Below are 17,104 nucleotides of genomic sequence, written 5' to 3'. Positions count from 1 at the left end.
TTCCCTATCGCTCGCCGCGCGACGGCTTGCTGCTTGAGGGCGATCATTGGAAGGCTCCCGTATCCAGGGTGGCCTCGGTCTTGGCGATCACCTCGGCCAGCTCGACCTCCGGCGCCAGTTCGACCAGGGTCAGGCCCGAGCCGTCCGCCTTGACGTCGAAGACGCCCAGATCGGTGATGATCCGGTCGACCACGCCCGCCCCGGTCAGCGGCAGCTTGCAGCGCTTCAGCAGCTTGGATTCGCCGTATTTGTTGGCGTGATCCATGATGACGACCACGCGCCGGACGCCGGCGACCAGGTCCATGGCGCCGCCCATGCCCTTCAGCATCTTGCCGGGGATGGTCCAGTTGGCGATGTCGCCGTTCTCGGCGCATTCCATCGAGCCCAGGATGGTCAGGTCGACATGACCGCCGCGGATCATGGCGAAACTGGTCGCGCTGTCGAAGAAGCTGGAGGTCGGCAGTTCGGTGATGGTCTGTTTGCCGGCGTTGATCAGGTCGGGATCGGCCTCGCCCTCATAGGGGAAGGGGCCCATGCCCAGCATTCCGTTCTCGGATTGCAGCGTGACCTGCATCCCCTCGGGGATGTGGTTGGCCACCAGGGTCGGGATGCCGATGCCCAGATTGACGTAGAAGCCGTCCTGCAACTCCAGCGCCGCGCGCTCGGCCATCTGTTCGCGTGTCCATCCTTTAGAGGCTTGGGCCATCAGGCGGCTCCTTCGGTGCGCGGGCGGGTGGTCAGTTTCTCGATCTTCTTCTCGTTGATCGTCGAGACGATGATCCGGTCGACGAAGATGCCCGGCGTGTGGATGGCGTCGGCGTCCAGGGCGCCGGCCTCGACCAGTTCCTCGACCTCGACGACGGTGATCTTGCCGGCCGTGGCCATGACCGGATTGAAGTTGCGGGCGGTCTTGCGGAAGACGAGGTTGCCTTCCGGGTCCGCCTTCCAGGCCTTCACGATCGACAGGTCGGCGCGCAGCCAGGTCTCGCGGACGTATTCGCGACCCTCGAAGGTCTCGACCGGCTTGCCCTCGGCGACGACGGTGCCGACGCCCGTGGGGGTGTAGAAGGCGGGAATGCCCGCGCCGCCGGCGCGGATCCGTTCGGCCAGGGTGCCCTGCGGATTGAGCTCCAGCTCCAGCTCGCCGGACAGATACTGGCTCTCGAACAGCTTGTTCTCGCCGACGTAGGACGAGATCATCTTGGCGATCTGGCGCGTCTCCAGCAGGGTCCACAGGCCGAAGCCGTCGGCGCCGGCGTTGTTGGAGATGACGGTCAGGCCTTTGACGCCGCTGGCGCGGATCTGCGGGATCAGGGATTCGGGATTGCCCGACAGGCCGAAGCCGCCCGACATGATCGTCATTCCGTCGAACAGCACGCCCTCGAGCGCGGCCTCGGGAGAGGCGTAAATCTTGGTCGCCATCAGGCGGCGGTCCTTTCGGTTGCGCGGTCCGACATCCATGCGTTGAACGCGTCGGATGGGGTCGTGGGCTGAAATTCTCGAAACATCATCGTGTTCGCTTCCTCGTCCTCGAAGGTTCTTCGCGCCCTCTTGCGGTCGAACTCGAAATAAGGTCCATTGTGCGCCGACGTCAAGAAAAGCGAACAAATGTTCGTATCGCGCACAAAAAGAAGCGATCGAGGCGAAGCTGGGAGAGAAGATTTTGACCGAGACCGTCAAGCAAGCGCGCAAAGACTATGTGCAGGCGCTGTCGCGAGGACTGGACGTCCTGCGCGCCTTTACCGCCGATGCGCCGAAGATGACCCTGACCGAGGTGGCCGAGCGCACGGGCCTGACCCGCGCCGCCGCCCGTCGCTTCCTGCTGACCCTGGTCGAGGACGGCTACGCCGGCACGAACGGCAAGCTGTTCTGGCTGACCCCGCGGGTGCTGGAACTGGGCTTCGCCTATCTGTCGACCCTGTCTTTCTGGGATCAGGCTCAGACCGAACTGACCGAAGTGGTGCGCCAGATCGGCGAGAGCTGCTCGGCCAGCGTGCTGGACGGGGACGAGATCGTCTATGTCAGCCGGGTCGCCGCCAACCGGATCATGACCGTGGGCCTGCACGTCGGCAGCCGCCTTCCGGCCCTGTTCAGCTCTATGGGCCGGGTCATGCTGGCCGACCTGCCGCAGGCGGATCTGGATCGGCGTCTGGGCAAGGGGCCGTTCCCGCGCCTGACCGACAACACCATCACCGACCCCGCCGATCTACGCGCCCTGCTGAAGACCGTGGCCCAGCAGGGCTACGCCATCACCGACCAGGAACTGGAGATCGGCCTGCTGTCGATCGCCGTGCCGCTGCGCAACCGCGCGGGCCGGGTCGTCGCCGCCATCAACGTCTCCAGCCACGCCAGCCGCCGCACCCCGGAAGAGCTGAAGACCACCGTGCTTCCCGTGCTCCAGAGCGCCGCCGACCGTATCGGCCTGGTGCCCTGAGACGCCGACCAGAGGATTATCGACATGAGTGATGCGACCAAGTCGGCCGTGCAGATCGGCCCCCTTCTGGACGACGGCCCCTGGAGCGGTTTCCAGAAGTCCGTCCTGGTCATGGTGGCCTTGGCCGTCGTGCTGGACGGATTCGACAACCAGGTGCTGGGCTTCGCCATTCCCGCCCTGATCAAGGAATGGGGCGTGTCGCGCGCCGCCTTCGCCCCGATCTTCGCCATCGGCTTCCTGGGCATGGCCATCGGCACGGCTCTGGGCGGGGTGCTGGGCGACCGGCTGGGCCGCAAGCCGACCCTGATCGGCGCCGTGCTGATGTTCGGGATCGCCACCATGATCTCGGCCTTCAGCCCCGACGTCGTCATGCTGGGGATCTGTCGCACCATCGCCGGCTTCGGCCTGGGCGCGGCCATGCCCAACGCCACCACCCTGATCGCCGAATTCTCGCCGACGCGCCGTCGCAGCGCGGCCATCACCCTGGGCATCGTCTGCATCCCGCTGGGCGGGGTGATCGGCGGGCTGATCGCCGCCCAAGTCCTGCCGACCCTGGGCTGGCGCGCCCTGTTCCTGGGCGGCGGCGTCGCCCCCCTGCTGCTGGCCGTGGGCCTGTGGAAATTCCTGCCGGAATCGCCGCGCTTCCTGGCCGCCCGCCTGCAGCGTCAGGCCGAACTGGTCAGGACCATGGCGCGGATGGGCCATGTCCATCCGGACGCCGTCTATGTCGATCCGCAGGAGCCGAACGCCGCCAAGGCCTCGGTCCTGCGTCTGTTCGACCGCGACTTCCGCATCGACACCATCGCCCTGTGGGTCGCCTTCTTCTTCTGCATCCTGTCGACCTATATCGTCTTCAGCTGGGCGCCGACGCTGCTGGCCTCGACAGGCCATGACCTCAGCGTCTCCTCCACCGGGCTGGCCGCTTTCAACATCGGCGGCGTCGTCGGGGCCGTGCTGGGCGGGTTCGCCATCCTGAAGTTCGGCTCGCGTGTGTCGATGCTGGTCATGGCCGGCGGCTCTGTCCTGGGCTGTCTGATCCTGACCCAGACGCCGCTGGACGGCGGGCAGGGCGGCCTGCGTCTGATGATCGAACTGGCCGTCGCCGGCGCCTTTATCAACGGCGCCCAGACGACCCTCTACGCCCTGGCGGCCCAAGTCTATCCGACCGCCATCCGCGCCACCGGCGTCGGCGCGACCGCCGCCGTAGGGCGGCTGGGCGCCATCGTCAGCTCCTTCATCGGGGCGGCCGTCGTCGCCGGCGGGGGCGCCACCTATTTCGGCGCCATCGCCGTGACCATGGGCGTCGTCTTCCTGGCCCTGGCCCTGATCCGCCGCCACGTCAAACCCATCGGCGCGGCCTCCGCCGCGACCGTCAAAGCCTGAACCGCGCGCCAAGACGCGGGTCATCAAAGAGAACCTTAGGGACACCCATGAACACCAAGATGCTTCTGGCGACGACCGCCGCCATCACCGTCCTCGCCCTGCCGGCCCTGGCCCAGACTCCGCCGCCCGCAGGCCAGCCCATCGCGGCCGTCGCCGCCGGCGGCCCCGCCGCTCCGACCGTGCAACTGACCACCCTGACCGTCGACCGCTACGACGACGACAGTCAGCCCGGTTCGCTGCGCTGGGCGGTCGAGACCAACAATACCGATCCGGGCAAATACCGGATCGAGATCGCCGCGCCGGCGACGGGCGAAGCCGCCATCGTGCTGAAGTCGCCGCTGCCGCCGATCAAGGGGCCGGTCGCCATCGAGGGCATGGCCTGGCGCCAGGACGGCCGCTACACCGCCATCGACGGTTCGGGCTATCTGGCCCGAGATCTGAAATCCTGCCCCGGCGCTGTGGACGGGCAATACGGCACCAACGTCCGCACGACCGCCTTCCCCGGCCTGGCCCTGATCGACACCAGGGGCGTCAGCCTGACGGGGCTGGAGGTCCGCAACTTCTGCATCGGCGTGCTGGTGCTGCGCTCGTCCAACAACGTCATCGCCGACAACCGTTTCGTGCGGAACATCGGCGGAGCGGGGGTGATGTTCTCGGGCGACAACGGCTCGGGCGGTTCGACCTCGGACACCACCAATGACAACAAGGTGCTGCGCAACAGCTTCTACGAGAACGGCGACGGGCTGGAGCTGACGCGCGGCGCCGCCTTCAACCTGATCGCGGACAATGTGTTCGACGCGGGCGAGGACAATCTGGAGCCGTCGCAGGGTATCGAGATCCTGTGGGGCAACGACAACGCCGTCGTGCGCAACCGCTTCCTGAACTATACCGACGGCCTGCAGTTGAACTGGGGCGCCCGCAACTACATCGGCGCCAATCTCTTCCGCGGCAACGCCTTCGGCGTCAGCGTCACCGGCGCCTCGAACATGATCGACGGCAATGATATCCGCGAGAACGGCGTCGGCATTGCGGTGCGGCCCGAGGTCGCCCACACCGCCAACCGCATCAGCCAGAATATTCTGGCCGACAACGGCAAGCCGATCCTGCGCTGCTCGGCCGGCGGCAGCTGCAGCGAGACCATTCCCCGCGGCGGTATCGTCTTCGGCCTGCCGGGTCTGGAGCATCTCGAATATGTCGGGTCGCGCGGCATGGGCGTGGTGCAGGATCGCACCACCGCCCCTCACATCTGCTCGACCGAGAACACCAAGGCCGGCTGTCAGGCCGCGCCGGAACTGGGCCAGGTCGCCCCGACCGTGACCAGCGTGCGCCGTTCGGGCTCGACCCTGACCGTCGCGGGTCAGGCGACCGGCCCGGCCTCGACCCGTCTGACGGTCGAGGTCTTCGCCGGCAAGCCGGGGACGACCGAGGGCGAACGCCATCTGGGTTCGATCGTCGCGGCGACCGATGCACAGGGTCGTGCGGACTTCTCGGGCCAGGTCGCGACGACCGCCGCCGGAGACGCCGTCACCGCCACCGTCACCACCGCCGCCGGCGCCTCGTCGCCGTTCAGCGCCCCCGTTCGCGCCGGCCGCTGAGCCGGGCGTCTTTCCAGTCTTTCAGCGCGGGCCGAACGCCCGCGGAGGAACCCCTATGTCCAAAACCTTCCTGATGACGGCCGTCGCCGCCTTCGCCCTTGCGGGCCCCGCCCTGGCTGAGCCTGTGGCCGAAACCCCCGCCGAATCCGTCGTCGCCGCCGATCTGGCGACGCCCTTGCAGGCCGCCGCCCCCTCGGCCGCGCCTGCGGCCCAGCCCGCGCCGCGCGCCTATCTGACGGGCGACTGGGGCGGACTGCGGACGCGATTGAAGGATGACGGGATCACCGTCACCGCCAACTACGCCTCCGAAAGCGCCATGCTGCTGAACGACGGCGGACGCGGCAAGGCCGGCGACGCCGCCATCACCCACGAGGTCAATGTCCGCAGCGTCTTCGACCTGGGCAAGATGGGTCTGATCCAGGGCGGGACGTTCAACGTCGCCTTCGAATACCGCGACGGCAACAGCGTCACCCAGGACAGCATCGGCAACCTGTTCAACGTCCAGCAGCTCTACGGCGCCGGCATGGACCTGCGCCCGGCCGAGGTCACCTACGCCCAGGCCTTCGCGGGCGACAAGGTCAACTTCAAGTTCGGCCTGACCCACGCCGGCGACGACATGGCCTCGTCCAGCCTGAACTGCCTGTTCCAGAGCTTCTCGATCTGCCCGCGTTCGCCGGCCCTGATCATCAATGCGGGCTTCTCGGGCTATCCGGTGCCGCGCTGGGGCGCGCGCCTGCGGGTGCGCCCAGCGAAGGACTGGACCGTCGTCGGCGGCGTCTATGAGGTCAATCCGCGTCGCGCCGTTCACGGCGACGGCTGGAACCTGAAGCCGGACAGCGACGGCGCCATGTATGCGGGCGAGGTCGCCTGGGCCAAGCCGGACGCCCATGGAGACGGCTGGGGCGTTGCGGGCCTGCCGGGACTCTATCACGTCGGCGGCTATCAGGAGACGACGGAGCGGGCCGACGCCTGGTCGGACGTGACCGGCGGCTCCTATGTGCTGAACGGGACCAGCCCGGCGATCCGCGACAGCCGCTGGGGCCTGTGGGCCATGGCCGAGCAGATGGTGTGGCGCGACGGTCCGGCCTCGCTGACCGTCTTCGCCAACGCCTACGCCTTCGACAAGAATACGGCGCGTTACGAGAGCTATTACAGCGCCGGCCTGGTGCGGCGTGCGCCGTTCAGGTCGCGGCCCAAGGATATGGCGGGCGCGGCGGTGACCTACCTCGGCGTCAACGACCGTTATCAGGACGCCCAGCGCGACCGGATCAGCCTGGGTCAGTCGGTCCTGGTTCCGACCGAGGAAACCAATGTCGAGGCCTTCTACGCCATCCAGGCCAACGGCTGGCTGGTGGTGCGCCCCAATATCCAATTCATTGACCGGCCGGGCGCCACGGGAACCCTGCCTGACGCCTGGGTCGGCGGCCTTACGGTCAGGGTTGCGCTGTAGGAAGGTTGTCAGACTATGCGTCTGATCGGCTGAATGTCTGATGTCTCTTTTCTGAGTGGCGACGCCGAGCAGGGTTGAGTGGTCCTGGCAATCTTTTGTCGAAAACACCTGACACCTGCTCGGAAAGGGCTAAGACCTGCTCAGGTCTCGCGGAGCCGGGAGCTGTTTTGCGCTGCCGACCGGCATTGTCGATACGCCGGAAGCCGGACATTCACTGATCCATGGAGCGGCAGATGACCTCAGGGACGGAAACCTATCTGGACGGCCTCGCAGACGACGCCCGCCAGTTGATCGACGCGCTCAGAACGGTCGTCCGGAACGCCGTGCCGACTGCGGTGGAGACGATCAAATGGAACGCCCCGAGCTTCGCGGTCGACGGTCAGGACCGCATCACTCTGGGTCTCGACCGCAAGGGCGGCGCTCGCCTGGTCCTACACTGCGGCGCCAAGACGCGCGCGTCGGTCGATCTGACTGCGGTAGATCATGACTCGGTCGCGCAGTGGCCCTCCTTGGACCGGGGCGTGGTCGTGTTTCGTGATCTCGAAGATATCCGGATGCGCGAAGTCGCCCTGACCGCCCTGTGCTCAAGATGGGTCGAAGCCGCCGCCTAGCGCCGCAAGCGGTATGGACGTCATCCCCGAGATCGGCCGCTTGGCCACACGGATGCAGCGCCACGGAGAGGACAGGGGCCAGCGTGGCTCGATGAGTGCGAACTCCACCCTGGATGGAGGGAAGGTCGAAAGCCGGTTACCTGGTCGGAGCCGCGCCCGAACAGGGCGTGTTCGCTCTCGTTGCAACCTCCCAGGACTGAGCCGAGGCGCCGGCTTGCGCCGTTACCCGGCATCCTGTTGGCGCTTGCTTCCCGACATTCAGCCCTGATCTTCAACATCAGGGGTGTTTCGATCCATCACTGACCTTGCCTCGCCGTCAGCCCCGCCATGCCTGCGGGCGAAGTCGACGAACGCCTTGAACGCGGCCGTCGGGTTGCGTCGGCTCGGATAATAGAGGCTGAGCGGCGGCAGGGTCGGGGTCCAGTCCTCAAGCACGCGAACCAGTCGGCCAGCCTCGATGTCGTCCCGTACATTGGACTCCATGGCCAGGGTGAGGCCGACGGAGGCCAGGGCCGCGGCGCGGGCGAGGCTCGCTTCGTCGAGGGTCATCGCGCCTTCGACATCGATAAGGACCGTCCGCCCCTCCTTCTCGAACGGCCAGCGATGGATGGCGCCATTGGGCAGTCGCACGCGCAGGCAGGAATGTCCGGCGAGGTCCTGGGGGATCAGGGGCATGCCGCGCGCTTTCAGATAGCCCGGCGAGCCCACCACGACATTGCGCCGCGCCAATCCCAGGGGAAGCGCAATCATGTCGACCGGTACATGGTCGGCGCCACGGACGCCGAAGTCGAAACCGCCCGCGACGATATCCACCAGACGACCTTCGGTGACGATGTCGATGTGCACCTGCGGGTGCTCTTGCAGGAAGGGCAGGACGAGCCGGGAGAATATTTCCCGCGCCGCCGTTGGAAAGGCGTTGATGCGTAAGGTGCCCGAAGGCGTGGCCTGTCGACCTCGGACGGTGTCCATCGCCGCGTGGATCTCCCGCACGGCGGGAGCGACCTGCGCCACGAACTGCTGACCCGCCTCCGTCAGGGAGACGCTTCGGGTCGTGCGGTTGAACAGTCTTACGCCCAGCGTGCGCTCCAGCTTTCCGACCGCATTGCTCAGCGCGGTCGTTGAAACCCCCAGCTCAAGGGCGGCCGCGCGGAACTTTCCCAGCCGGGCGACTGTGAGAACCGCCTCCAGTTCTGTCAGGGTGTTAGCCGCCATTGTCCTGATTTTCGTGATGACGCGTTCTCGATCATCCCGATTATCGCCAGGCATGTCCACCGCTACCTTGACTGGCAATCGCAGCGACAGCCGCCCCGGCTGCCGACCCAGCCAGCAGGAAAGACAATGTCCCTCGAACTTCCCTCCCCGATCTCCGCCTATGTCGAGGCCAACGCCCGGCTGGATGTCGACGGCATGATGAGGCCATTCGCCGCCGATGCGGTCGTCCTGGACGACGGCGGACGCTTTGAAGGCCACGCCGAGATCCGCGGCATGCTCGAGCATGCAGCGGCCGCCTACAAGGCGGTCTTCACACCGGACACATTCCGGCATGAGCAGGGTCAGGTCGTGGTCGAAGGCCCCGCCCACGGCGACTTCAAGGGCAGCCCGATCCGCTTCACCTACCGCTTCGACCTCGACGGCGATGTCATCAAGGCCCTGGAGATCACGGCATGAGCATCCTGCCTCACCCCACCGAGTTCGCGAACAAGCGCGTGCTCATCAGCGGCGGCACCAAGGGCCTGGGTCGCGCCACCGTGGACCGCTTTCTCGCCGGCGGCGCCCAGGTCATCACCTCCGCCCGCGGAATGCTCGAGCCCATCGACGGCGTCATTTTCGTGCAGGCCGATCTGACGACGGCCGAGGGCGGCGAAGCCCTCGCCAAGGCTGCAGTCGACCGTTTGGGCGGCGTCGACATCCTGGTCCAGGTGATCGGAGGCTCTTCGGCGCCGGGTGGCGGTTTCGCCGCCCTGACGGACGAGCACTGGCTGTCCGAACTGAACCTGAACCTGCTGGCGACGGTGCGGCTTGATCGCCTCCTGATCCCGCAGATGATCAAACGGGGCTCGGGCGCGGTGGTGCATGTGACCTCCATCCAGTCGGTCCTGCCTTTGCCGGATGCGACCACAGCCTACGCCGCCGCCAAGGCCGCGCTGCGGACCTACAGCAAGTCCATCTCCAAGGAGCTGGGGCCCAAGGGCGTGCGTGTGAACGCCGTCTCTCCGGGCTGGATCATGACCGAGGGGACCGATGGGTTTCTCAAGCGCATCCAGGCCGCCAACGGCGGCACGATCGAGGACGCGCGCCAGCTGGTCCTGGCGGGCCTGGGCGGCATTTCCATCGGCCGCGGCGCCGAGCCCCGCGAGGTCGCCGAGGCCATAGCCTTCCTGGCCTCGGATCGCGCCAGTTCGATCCATGGGTCCGAAATCGTCGTCGACGGAGGCACGGTGCCGACGGTGTAGCTCGGTTTCGAGACCGCTTGGAGCTGGCTCTACGCACATGAGGACGGCCATGAGATTTGCGGGGCGGCCGCAAGTGTCGCGGCTCGTCTGCGCGGCATTGTTCGCTGGCGCGCCGTGAAGGCGTCAGCGCGAGGTGGGGCGCAGATCGTGAAGGGGGTCCGGCAACAGCAGATAGCCCTTGCCGCGAACCGTCTTGAGATATTTGGGATCGACCGGATCGTCTCCGAGCCGACGTCTCAGCCGATGTATCGCCACATCCACGCCGCGTCCGTCAGGATGATCCGGCCGGAGCCGTTTCCTCGGCATGGGCGTATAGGCGTTCAGGGCGAGGCTGCGCAGGAGCAGGCCTTCTGTCTGGCTGAGAGCGGTGTCGACGCCCCCGACGGTGAGGCTGAGACTGGACAGATCGAAGACCGCCGCGCCGAGCCGGACCTGGGCCGGCGCATGCGGCTTCAGCACCGTGCGGTCCATGAACCGGCTCACGACGCGATAGAGCTGCGTCGGGTGAGGCAGGCGGTGAATCCGGCGATGGGGCGCGAGGCCCTGCAGGGGCGGCGCGCCAAGGGCCAGAAGCGGCGTGATCTGGACGGGCTGGCCGGCGTTCGCCCGGGCGGCCGCGCCGGACCAGCGCGCATCCGCGCCGGTCGCCTGGAAGATGATTGCGTCGAACTCCAGTCCCCGCAGAAGCGCGCCGATCGCGACCTCGGCGTCCGGGGCGGTCACGCGCAGGCCGGCGGAACGCAGGGCGAGACAAGAGGTGTTGCGGCGGGTGAGGTCGGGGTCCAGCAGAAGCAGGTGTCGCCCCTCGTGCCGTCGATCCGTCGGCAGGATGGGCGAGGCCGAAGCCGACTGGCCCGACCCTGGCTGGCTCGCCCCTGGCTGGCCAGACGCTGACTGACCAGACGCTGACTGACCAGACGCTGAATGGCCTGGCGCCGAAACCGCTGTTCTCTCTTCGTGGCCGGGCCAGATCCCCGCGTGCGTCATGACGCCCCGTCTGCAGCCATTGGACGAAAGGTCACTTACGGTTATAGCGCTAAACTAACAAGCGACGGATGGTCGCGACCTGAGGGAAGAAACACATGAAGCTTCAAGTCTGTCTGTCCGCCCTTCTCGTCCTGACGGGGTGCGCGCCCTTGAGCGCAGGCGGCCTGTCTCAGGCGGAGTATCGCGACCTGAACCATAATGGCCGCAAGGACGTGTACGAGGACGCGACGCGGTCGATCGACGACCGCGTCGACGATCTGCTGGCCCAGATGACGCTGGAAGAGAAGGTCGGCGCCATGATGCACGGCAGCCTGCCGGCGGGTGACGAACTGGGCCACGGCGGCACGATCTATGATCTGGCCCAGGTCGAGACCATGATCGGCGAGCGTCACCTCAACAGCTTCATCACCCGCCTGGTGGTCGCGCCTCGCCGGCTGGCCGAGCAGAACAATGCGATCCAGCGCCTGGCCGAAAAGACCCGGCTGGGCGTGCCGGTGACGATCAGCACCGACCCGCGCAACCACTTCCAGGCTGTCCTGGGCGCCAGCACCGCCGGCGGTGGTTTCTCGCTATGGCCCGAGACCCTGGGACTGGCGGCGACGGGCGACGCGGATCTGGTGCGGCGTTTCGGCGATGTCGCCCGCCGAGAATACCGGGCCGTGGGCATCCACATGGCCCTGTCGCCCCAGGCTGACCTGGCCAGCGAGCCGCGCTGGCCGCGCGGAACGGCGACCTTCGGCTCCAATCCCGCCGCCGTGTCGCGGATGGCGGGCGCCTATGTCGAGGGCTTTCAGGGCGGCGTCGACGGCGTCCGCCAGGACGGTGTCGCCACCATCGTAAAACACTGGGTCGGCTACGGCGCCGAGCCCGAAGGGTTCGACGGCCACAATGTCTATGGCCGGGTCGCGCGTCTGGATGACGCCAGCTTCGCCCAGCATGTGGCCGCCTTCGACGGCGCCTTTGCGGCCCAGGTCACGGGCGTGATGCCGACCTATCCGATCCTTGAAGGCGTCAGCCTGGATGGCAAGCCGCTGGAGCCGGTCGCGGCTGGGTTCAACAAACAGGTTCTGACCGATCTGCTGCGCGGCCATAAGGGATTCAAGGGTCTGGTGTTGTCCGACTGGGCCATCACCAAGGACTGTAACAGCGCCTGCACGGCGCCGACCTCCGACCATCCGCAAGAGGCCAAGGACATCGGCATGCCCTGGGGCGTTGAGACGCTGACCCAGCCGCAGCGGTTCGCCAAGGGCGTCGCTGCAGGCATCGATCAGTTCGGCGGGGTCAACGACGGCGCCATGCTGCTTCAGGCGGTGCAGGCCGGGGACGTCCCGGCGGCGCGCCTGGACGAGGCCGTGCGCCACATCATGCGGCTGAAGTTCGAACTGGGTCTGTTCGACAATCCCTATGTCAACCCGGAGGCCGCGGAACAGGTGGTCGGAGATCCGGCTGCACAGGCCCAGGCCGACCTGGCCCAACGCAAGGCCCAGGTGATCCTGGAAGACGGCGGCAAGCCTCTGACGGCCGAGGGCGTCCGCACCGTGTGGCTGTACAATGTCGATCCCGAGGACGCCCATCGTCACGGCTGGACTGTGGTCGACAACCCGGCCGAGGCCGATCTGGCGATCCTGCGGGTCAACGCCCCGTTCGATCGACTGCATCCGCACCACTTCTTCGGATCGCGCCAGAACGAGGGGCGTCTCGATTTCCGCGACGGCGACGCCGACTATGAGGCGATCAAACAGGCGCGCGCCGCCAGGCGCAGTGTGGTGGCCATCAACCTGGACAGACCGGCGATCCTGACCAATGTCCGCGACAAGGCCGATGTGCTGATCGCGACCTTCGGGGCCAGCGATGCTGCGGTTCTGGACGTGGCGACGGGGCAGGCGAAGGCCGAGGGGCGTCTGCCGTTCGAACTGCCGTCCAGCATGGCGGCGGTCGAGGCGCAGGATCCGGCCCGGCCGGACGACAGCGCCGCTCCGCTGTATCCCTATGGATACGGATTGGGCGTCAACTAGACCGTGGGGGCCGTGCCGGTCGAGCCGCGCTCGATCAGCCGGTGCTCGACCAGATGGGTGATGGCCGGCTGTCCGGCGACGGGCCGCGCGCCCTCGGGGTGACGGACGGCCTCGATCAGCAATCGCACCGCCTGGTCCGCCATGGCGGAGACGGGCTGGCGGACGGAGGTCAGTTTGGGCTCGACCCGGACCGCCAGGGGGCTGTCGTCGAAACCGGCTACGGAAATGTCGTCGGGCGCCCGCAGGCCGGCGCGCTGGGCCACGGCCATGGCGGCGGCCGCCATGTCGTCGTTCGAGGCCAGGACGGCGGTCGGACGCAGGGGGCCGTCAAGCAGGCGCGCCATGGCGACGAGGCCGGAATCGAAGGTCAGGTCGCCGTCGGCGACGAGGCCGGGGCTGAAGTTCAATCCGGCCGCCTGCAGCGCCTGGCGGTACCCGGCCAGTCGCGTGCCGCTGCTGAGGTGATGGGGCGCGCCCGTGATGAAGCCGATGCGGCGATGCCCCAGGGCGATGAGGCGTTGGGTCATGTCGAAGGCGGCGCGCTGGTCGTCGATCCGGACGCTGGGCAGGCGGGGCAGGGCGTCTCCGGCCGAAAGCCCGATCAGGGCCACGCCCTCGAACTCGGCCAGGTCCTCCTCCGTCAGCATCTCGCAGAAGGGCGGAGCGATCAGGACGCCCTGGGCGCCGCTGCGCACCAGTTGGCGCAGGACATTCATGGCCGACGAGTCGCCTTCCAGATCCCAGCGCCCGACCAGCATCTGAGCGCCCATCTGCGAGGTGGCGTCGACCGCGCCGATGACCATGGCGCTGAGAAAGGCGTTCTCGGTGTTGCGGAAGTGGACCCCGATCCTTTCGGGCGCAGCGCTGGCGAGACTGCGCGCGGCGATGTTCGGCACATAGTGAAGTGATTCAATCGCCTGCATCACCGAGGCGCGGGTCGAATCGGCCACCAGCTTCTTGCCGGTCAGGACGTTGGACACGGTCATCACAGAAACGCCGGCCTGGGCGGCGACGTCCTGCATGGTGACCGCCCGGGTCGATTTCCTCTGCGCTCTCGCCAAGTTCCGCCTCTGGTGTTTTGCACGCCTGACGTGAGGCTTGGCGGTGCGGGCGTCAATGTCGCACATGACGCGGTTCGTTTGACAAGTGAAACCAGCCATGCATTTTAGCGATAAACCGACCTTAGATCGGCTTGGAGGGTTTCCCGTGATTCAGATGCTTCTGAGCCAAGATCTGGGCGTGCGAGCAGCCGCACGACCCGACCGTCGAAGGCTGTCCGACCTGTCGGCGCGCGACCTGGGCAAGCGGACCGCGTCGAAGGCCCCGTGGCGGCGCGAGGCGCGGCAATACGCCGACCCGCCGATCGCTGCGCCGTCGGCCGCAGGCCGCTAGCGGAGCCTCGCCATGTCGTCCCGGCAGAAACCAAGGCGTCCGACGCACGATCGCTTCGCCGGCATGCGCCGGATCGAGGGCGGTCGCTTCCTGATGGGCAACGACACCTTCTACGCCGACGAAACGCCGGTTCGACCGGTGAAGGTGGATGGTTTCTGGATCGACGAGACGCCGGTCTCCAATCGCGACTTCGCCGCCTTCGTCGCCGCCACCGGCTATGTCACCCTGGCTGAGATCGCGCCTGACCCGGCCGATTATCCGGGTATGGACCCGGCCCTGGCCCAGCCCGGATCCCTGGTCTTTTCGCCGCCGGCCGGGCCGACGCCTCTGAACGACGCCCTGCAGTGGTGGGCGTTCAGGCTGGGCGCCGACTGGCGTCATCCCCAGGGGGCGGACAGTTCGATCGAGGGGCTGGAAGATCACCCCGTGGTCCATGTCGCCTTCGGCGACGCCAAGGCCTATGCGGTCTGGGCCGGCAAGAGTCTGCCGACCGAGGCCGAGTGGGAATATGCGGCGCGCGGCGGTCTTGACGGGGCCGACTACGCCTGGGGCGACGAACTGGCGCCGGGCGGGGTTCGCCTGGCCAAATACTGGGACGGCGCCTTCCCGCACGACAACCAGGCGCCGGAGGGGCTGAAGACCACGGCGCCGGTCCGCTCCTATCCCGCCAACGGCTACGGCCTGTTCGACATGATCGGCAATGTCTGGGAGTGGACGGCCGACTGGTACGCCGCCACGGCGGCGCCCGCCGCCAAGTCGCCGTGCTGCGCGCCGCTCAATCCCCGAGGTCCGCGACAGGACGCCAGCTACGATCCGGCCGCCCCCGGGCATCGCATCGGCCGCCGCGTCCTGAAGGGCGGGTCTCATCTGTGCGCCGACAGCTACTGCCGTCGCTACCGACCGGCTGCGCGCCATCCGCAGCCGATCGATTCCGCCACCACCCACATCGGATTCCGCTGCGTCATTCGCGCAGCCTGACCTTCAAGACGAAACGGAGCGTTCGCGCATGAAACCGACCCTGAAAAGCCTGCGCGCCCTCCTGCTCGCGGCCTCCTGCCTTGTGGCGCAACCGGCGCTGGCCCAGACCGCCTCGGCGGCCGGCCCTGTCGCCGCCCCCGTCGCCGCCCCTGTCGCGGCGCCGGCGGCTCAGGCCCAGCCGATGAACATGATCTTCGTTCTGGTCGACGATCTTCGTTTCGACGCCATGGGCTTCCTGACGCCCGGCCTGCAGACGCCCAACATCGACTATCTGGCGCGGAACGGCGCCTATTTCCCCAACGCCGTGGTGACCTCGTCGCTGTGCTCGCCCAGCCGTGCAACTATCCTGACCGGCCAGTCGCCGCGCAATCACCGCGTCATCGACAATAATCACTCCTCCGAGGAGGGGCTGGTCTTCTTCCCCAGCTATCTGCAGCAGGCCGGCTATCAGACCGGCTTCTTCGGCAAGTGGCATATGGGCAATGACACCGACACGCCGCGTCCGGGCTTTGATCGCTGGGTCAGCTTCAAGGGGCAGGGCGCCTATTTCCCCACCGATGCGATCCCGCCCGCACAGGTCGCGGCCGGTCGGCGTCAGATGCTGAACGTCGACGGCGCACCCACCCAGCAGAAGGGCTATATCACCGACGAACTGACCGACTATGCGATGGACTGGCTGGAGCACGGACGCGATTCCACCAAGCCCTTCTTCCTGTATCTGTCGCACAAGGCCGTCCACTCGGACGCCAAGCCGCCCGAGCGCTATGCGGATCAGTACAGCGATCTGGAGATCACCCTGCCGGCCTCAATGGCGAACACGCCCGAGAACAATCGCGGCAAGCCGGTCTGGGTCCAGAACCAGCGCAACAGCTGGCACGGCGCCGACTTCCCCTATCACACCGATCGCGATCTTCGTGAGCAGGTGCGCGACATCTATCGCACCCTGACGCCCATCGACGACAGCCTGGGGCGCATCCTTCAGTATCTGCGCGCCAACGGGCTCGAGCAGAACACCATGATCGTCTTCTACAGCGACAATGGCTTCATGTTCGGCGACCACGGGCTGATCGACAAGCGCAACGCCTATCAGCCGTCGGTCCGCGTGCCGATGGTGGTCTATGCGCCCGGCCATGTTCCGGCCGGGACGGTCAATCCGGCCGTGGTGCGCAACATGGATCTGGCGCCCACCTTCCTGGACGCCGCGGGCGTCGCCGAGCCCAGCCAGATGGAGGGCAAGAGCTTCCTGCCGCTGGTCGAAGGCGAGGTCACGGCCCAGGCCTGGCAGACCGACGACTTCGTCTATGAATACTATTGGGAATGGACCTTCCCCCAGACGCCGACGACCTTCTCCATCACCCGCAACGGGGTGAAATACATCCAGTATCACGGCGTCTGGGACATCGAGGAAGTGTACGACCTGTCCAAGGATCCGGACGAGATGAACAATCTCGTCAATGACCCGGCCTATGTGGGGATCAAGCGCGAACTGCGTCACGCCCTGCACGCCTCGCTGGCCACGACGGGCGGCGAGCACGTCATCCCCTACACCGAACGGACCAGCGAGGGTCTGGTGGATCGTGACGTAAACGGCGCGCGCGCCGCCGACTTCCCGGCCGAATGGTATGTCACGCCCAACCGGCCCGGCCGGATGAATGGTCTGTTCCCGGACGCTCCGGCCAAGGATGAGGCTGACGCCGCCGGCCGCGCCTATTTCCCTAACCGGGCGGCGGCCTCTCCAGCCGCCCCGGCCCCGGCTCCCGCAGCGGCGCGGGCGGACGGCGATCGGTAAAGACGGGCGCGTGCCGA

General features: G+C 67.3%; 16 protein-coding genes. 11 read left to right on the top strand and 5 right to left on the bottom strand.

Annotated features, from left to right (window positions below):
- Positions 1 to 43: 43 nt before the first annotated feature.
- A complete protein-coding gene (locus tag ACIQ1T_RS15800) occupies positions 44 to 706 on the bottom strand; it encodes a CoA transferase subunit B (protein ID WP_395945509.1) in 663 nt (220 codons plus the stop codon).
- The gene (locus tag ACIQ1T_RS15795) at positions 706 to 1,461 is read right to left on the bottom strand and encodes a CoA transferase subunit A (protein ID WP_395945508.1); all 756 of its coding nucleotides are present in this window, start codon (positions 1,459 to 1,461) and stop codon (positions 706 to 708) included. Before ACIQ1T_RS15795 ends, ACIQ1T_RS15800 begins: the two co-directional genes overlap by 1 nt.
- A gap of 202 nt (positions 1,462 to 1,663) precedes the next feature.
- Between ACIQ1T_RS15795 and ACIQ1T_RS15790 the strand changes: the two genes are divergently transcribed.
- The 5 genes from ACIQ1T_RS15790 (at position 1,664) to ACIQ1T_RS15770 (ending at position 7,473) form a co-directional block, all read left to right on the top strand.
- Positions 1,664 to 2,434, top strand: coding sequence for an IclR family transcriptional regulator C-terminal domain-containing protein (locus ACIQ1T_RS15790; RefSeq protein WP_395945507.1), 771 nt, complete (start codon positions 1,664 to 1,666; stop codon positions 2,432 to 2,434).
- 24 nt (positions 2,435 to 2,458) lie between these two features.
- Entirely contained in the window at positions 2,459 to 3,817 is a 1,359-nt protein-coding gene (locus ACIQ1T_RS15785) for an MFS transporter (protein WP_395945506.1), read from the top strand.
- A gap of 47 nt (positions 3,818 to 3,864) precedes the next feature.
- Entirely contained in the window at positions 3,865 to 5,412 is a 1,548-nt protein-coding gene (locus ACIQ1T_RS15780; protein ID WP_395945504.1) for a NosD domain-containing protein, read from the top strand.
- Between the two features lie 55 nt (positions 5,413 to 5,467).
- Positions 5,468 to 6,862: a carbohydrate porin gene (locus ACIQ1T_RS15775; RefSeq protein ID WP_395945503.1), complete on the top strand. Its 1,395-nt coding sequence runs from the start codon at positions 5,468 to 5,470 to the stop codon at positions 6,860 to 6,862.
- 233 nt (positions 6,863 to 7,095) lie between these two features.
- Positions 7,096 to 7,473 (top strand): DUF1801 domain-containing protein, encoded by a 378-nt coding sequence (locus tag ACIQ1T_RS15770; RefSeq protein WP_395945502.1) that lies wholly within the window; start codon positions 7,096 to 7,098, stop codon positions 7,471 to 7,473.
- Between the two features lie 258 nt (positions 7,474 to 7,731).
- Here ACIQ1T_RS15770 and ACIQ1T_RS15765 read toward each other — a convergent pair whose 3' ends face one another.
- Positions 7,732 to 8,685 carry a LysR substrate-binding domain-containing protein gene (locus ACIQ1T_RS15765; RefSeq protein ID WP_395945501.1) on the bottom strand — a complete coding sequence of 318 codons (954 nt, stop codon included), beginning with the start codon at positions 8,683 to 8,685 and terminating at the stop codon, positions 7,732 to 7,734.
- A gap of 126 nt (positions 8,686 to 8,811) precedes the next feature.
- On the opposite strand from ACIQ1T_RS15765, the gene ACIQ1T_RS15760 reads away from it, so the two are divergent.
- Both ACIQ1T_RS15760 and ACIQ1T_RS15755 read left to right on the top strand, forming a co-directional pair.
- Positions 8,812 to 9,141, top strand: a complete 330-nt coding sequence (locus ACIQ1T_RS15760; protein WP_395945500.1) for a nuclear transport factor 2 family protein — start codon at positions 8,812 to 8,814, stop codon at positions 9,139 to 9,141.
- Positions 9,138 to 9,926 carry an SDR family oxidoreductase gene (locus ACIQ1T_RS15755; protein WP_395945499.1) on the top strand — a complete coding sequence of 263 codons (789 nt, stop codon included), beginning with the start codon at positions 9,138 to 9,140 and terminating at the stop codon, positions 9,924 to 9,926. The genes ACIQ1T_RS15760 and ACIQ1T_RS15755 overlap by 4 nt, the downstream gene beginning before the upstream one ends.
- A 123-nt stretch (positions 9,927 to 10,049) precedes the next feature.
- On the opposite strand, the gene ACIQ1T_RS15750 is transcribed toward ACIQ1T_RS15755, so the two are convergent.
- A complete protein-coding gene (locus tag ACIQ1T_RS15750; RefSeq protein ID WP_395945498.1) occupies positions 10,050 to 10,649 on the bottom strand; it encodes a winged helix-turn-helix domain-containing protein in 600 nt (199 codons plus the stop codon).
- Positions 10,650 to 11,008: 359 nt separating this feature from the next.
- Here ACIQ1T_RS15750 and ACIQ1T_RS15745 point away from each other — a divergent pair, with 359 nt between their 5' ends.
- Positions 11,009 to 12,928: a glycoside hydrolase family 3 protein gene (locus tag ACIQ1T_RS15745; protein WP_395945497.1), complete on the top strand. Its 1,920-nt coding sequence runs from the start codon at positions 11,009 to 11,011 to the stop codon at positions 12,926 to 12,928.
- Here ACIQ1T_RS15745 and ACIQ1T_RS15740 read toward each other — a convergent pair.
- On the bottom strand, positions 12,925 to 13,950 hold the full coding sequence (locus ACIQ1T_RS15740; RefSeq protein WP_395945496.1) for a LacI family DNA-binding transcriptional regulator: 1,026 nt from the start codon (positions 13,948 to 13,950) through the stop codon (positions 12,925 to 12,927). The two genes, ACIQ1T_RS15745 and ACIQ1T_RS15740, sit on opposite strands and share 4 nt — an antisense overlap.
- 184 nt (positions 13,951 to 14,134) lie before the next feature.
- On the opposite strand from ACIQ1T_RS15740, the gene ACIQ1T_RS15735 reads away from it, so the two are divergent.
- The 3 genes from ACIQ1T_RS15735 to ACIQ1T_RS15725 are packed head-to-tail and all read left to right on the top strand — an operon-like array spanning position 14,135 to position 17,087.
- Complete coding sequence (locus ACIQ1T_RS15735; RefSeq protein WP_395945495.1) at positions 14,135 to 14,320, top strand: hypothetical protein; 186 nt, start codon at positions 14,135 to 14,137, stop codon at positions 14,318 to 14,320.
- 12 nt (positions 14,321 to 14,332) lie between these two features.
- Complete coding sequence (locus ACIQ1T_RS15730; protein ID WP_395945494.1) at positions 14,333 to 15,298, top strand: formylglycine-generating enzyme family protein; 966 nt, start codon at positions 14,333 to 14,335, stop codon at positions 15,296 to 15,298.
- Between the two features lie 28 nt (positions 15,299 to 15,326).
- Entirely contained in the window at positions 15,327 to 17,087 is a 1,761-nt protein-coding gene (locus ACIQ1T_RS15725) for a sulfatase (protein ID WP_395945493.1), read from the top strand.
- Positions 17,088 to 17,104: the final 17 nt, after the last annotated feature.

It is taken from the genome of Brevundimonas sp. (assembly GCF_044336875.1).
Taxonomy (GTDB): domain Bacteria; phylum Pseudomonadota; class Alphaproteobacteria; order Caulobacterales; family Caulobacteraceae; genus Brevundimonas.
Note: the sequence above shows the minus strand (reverse complement) of the source record. Positions and strands in the feature narration are given on the sequence as shown.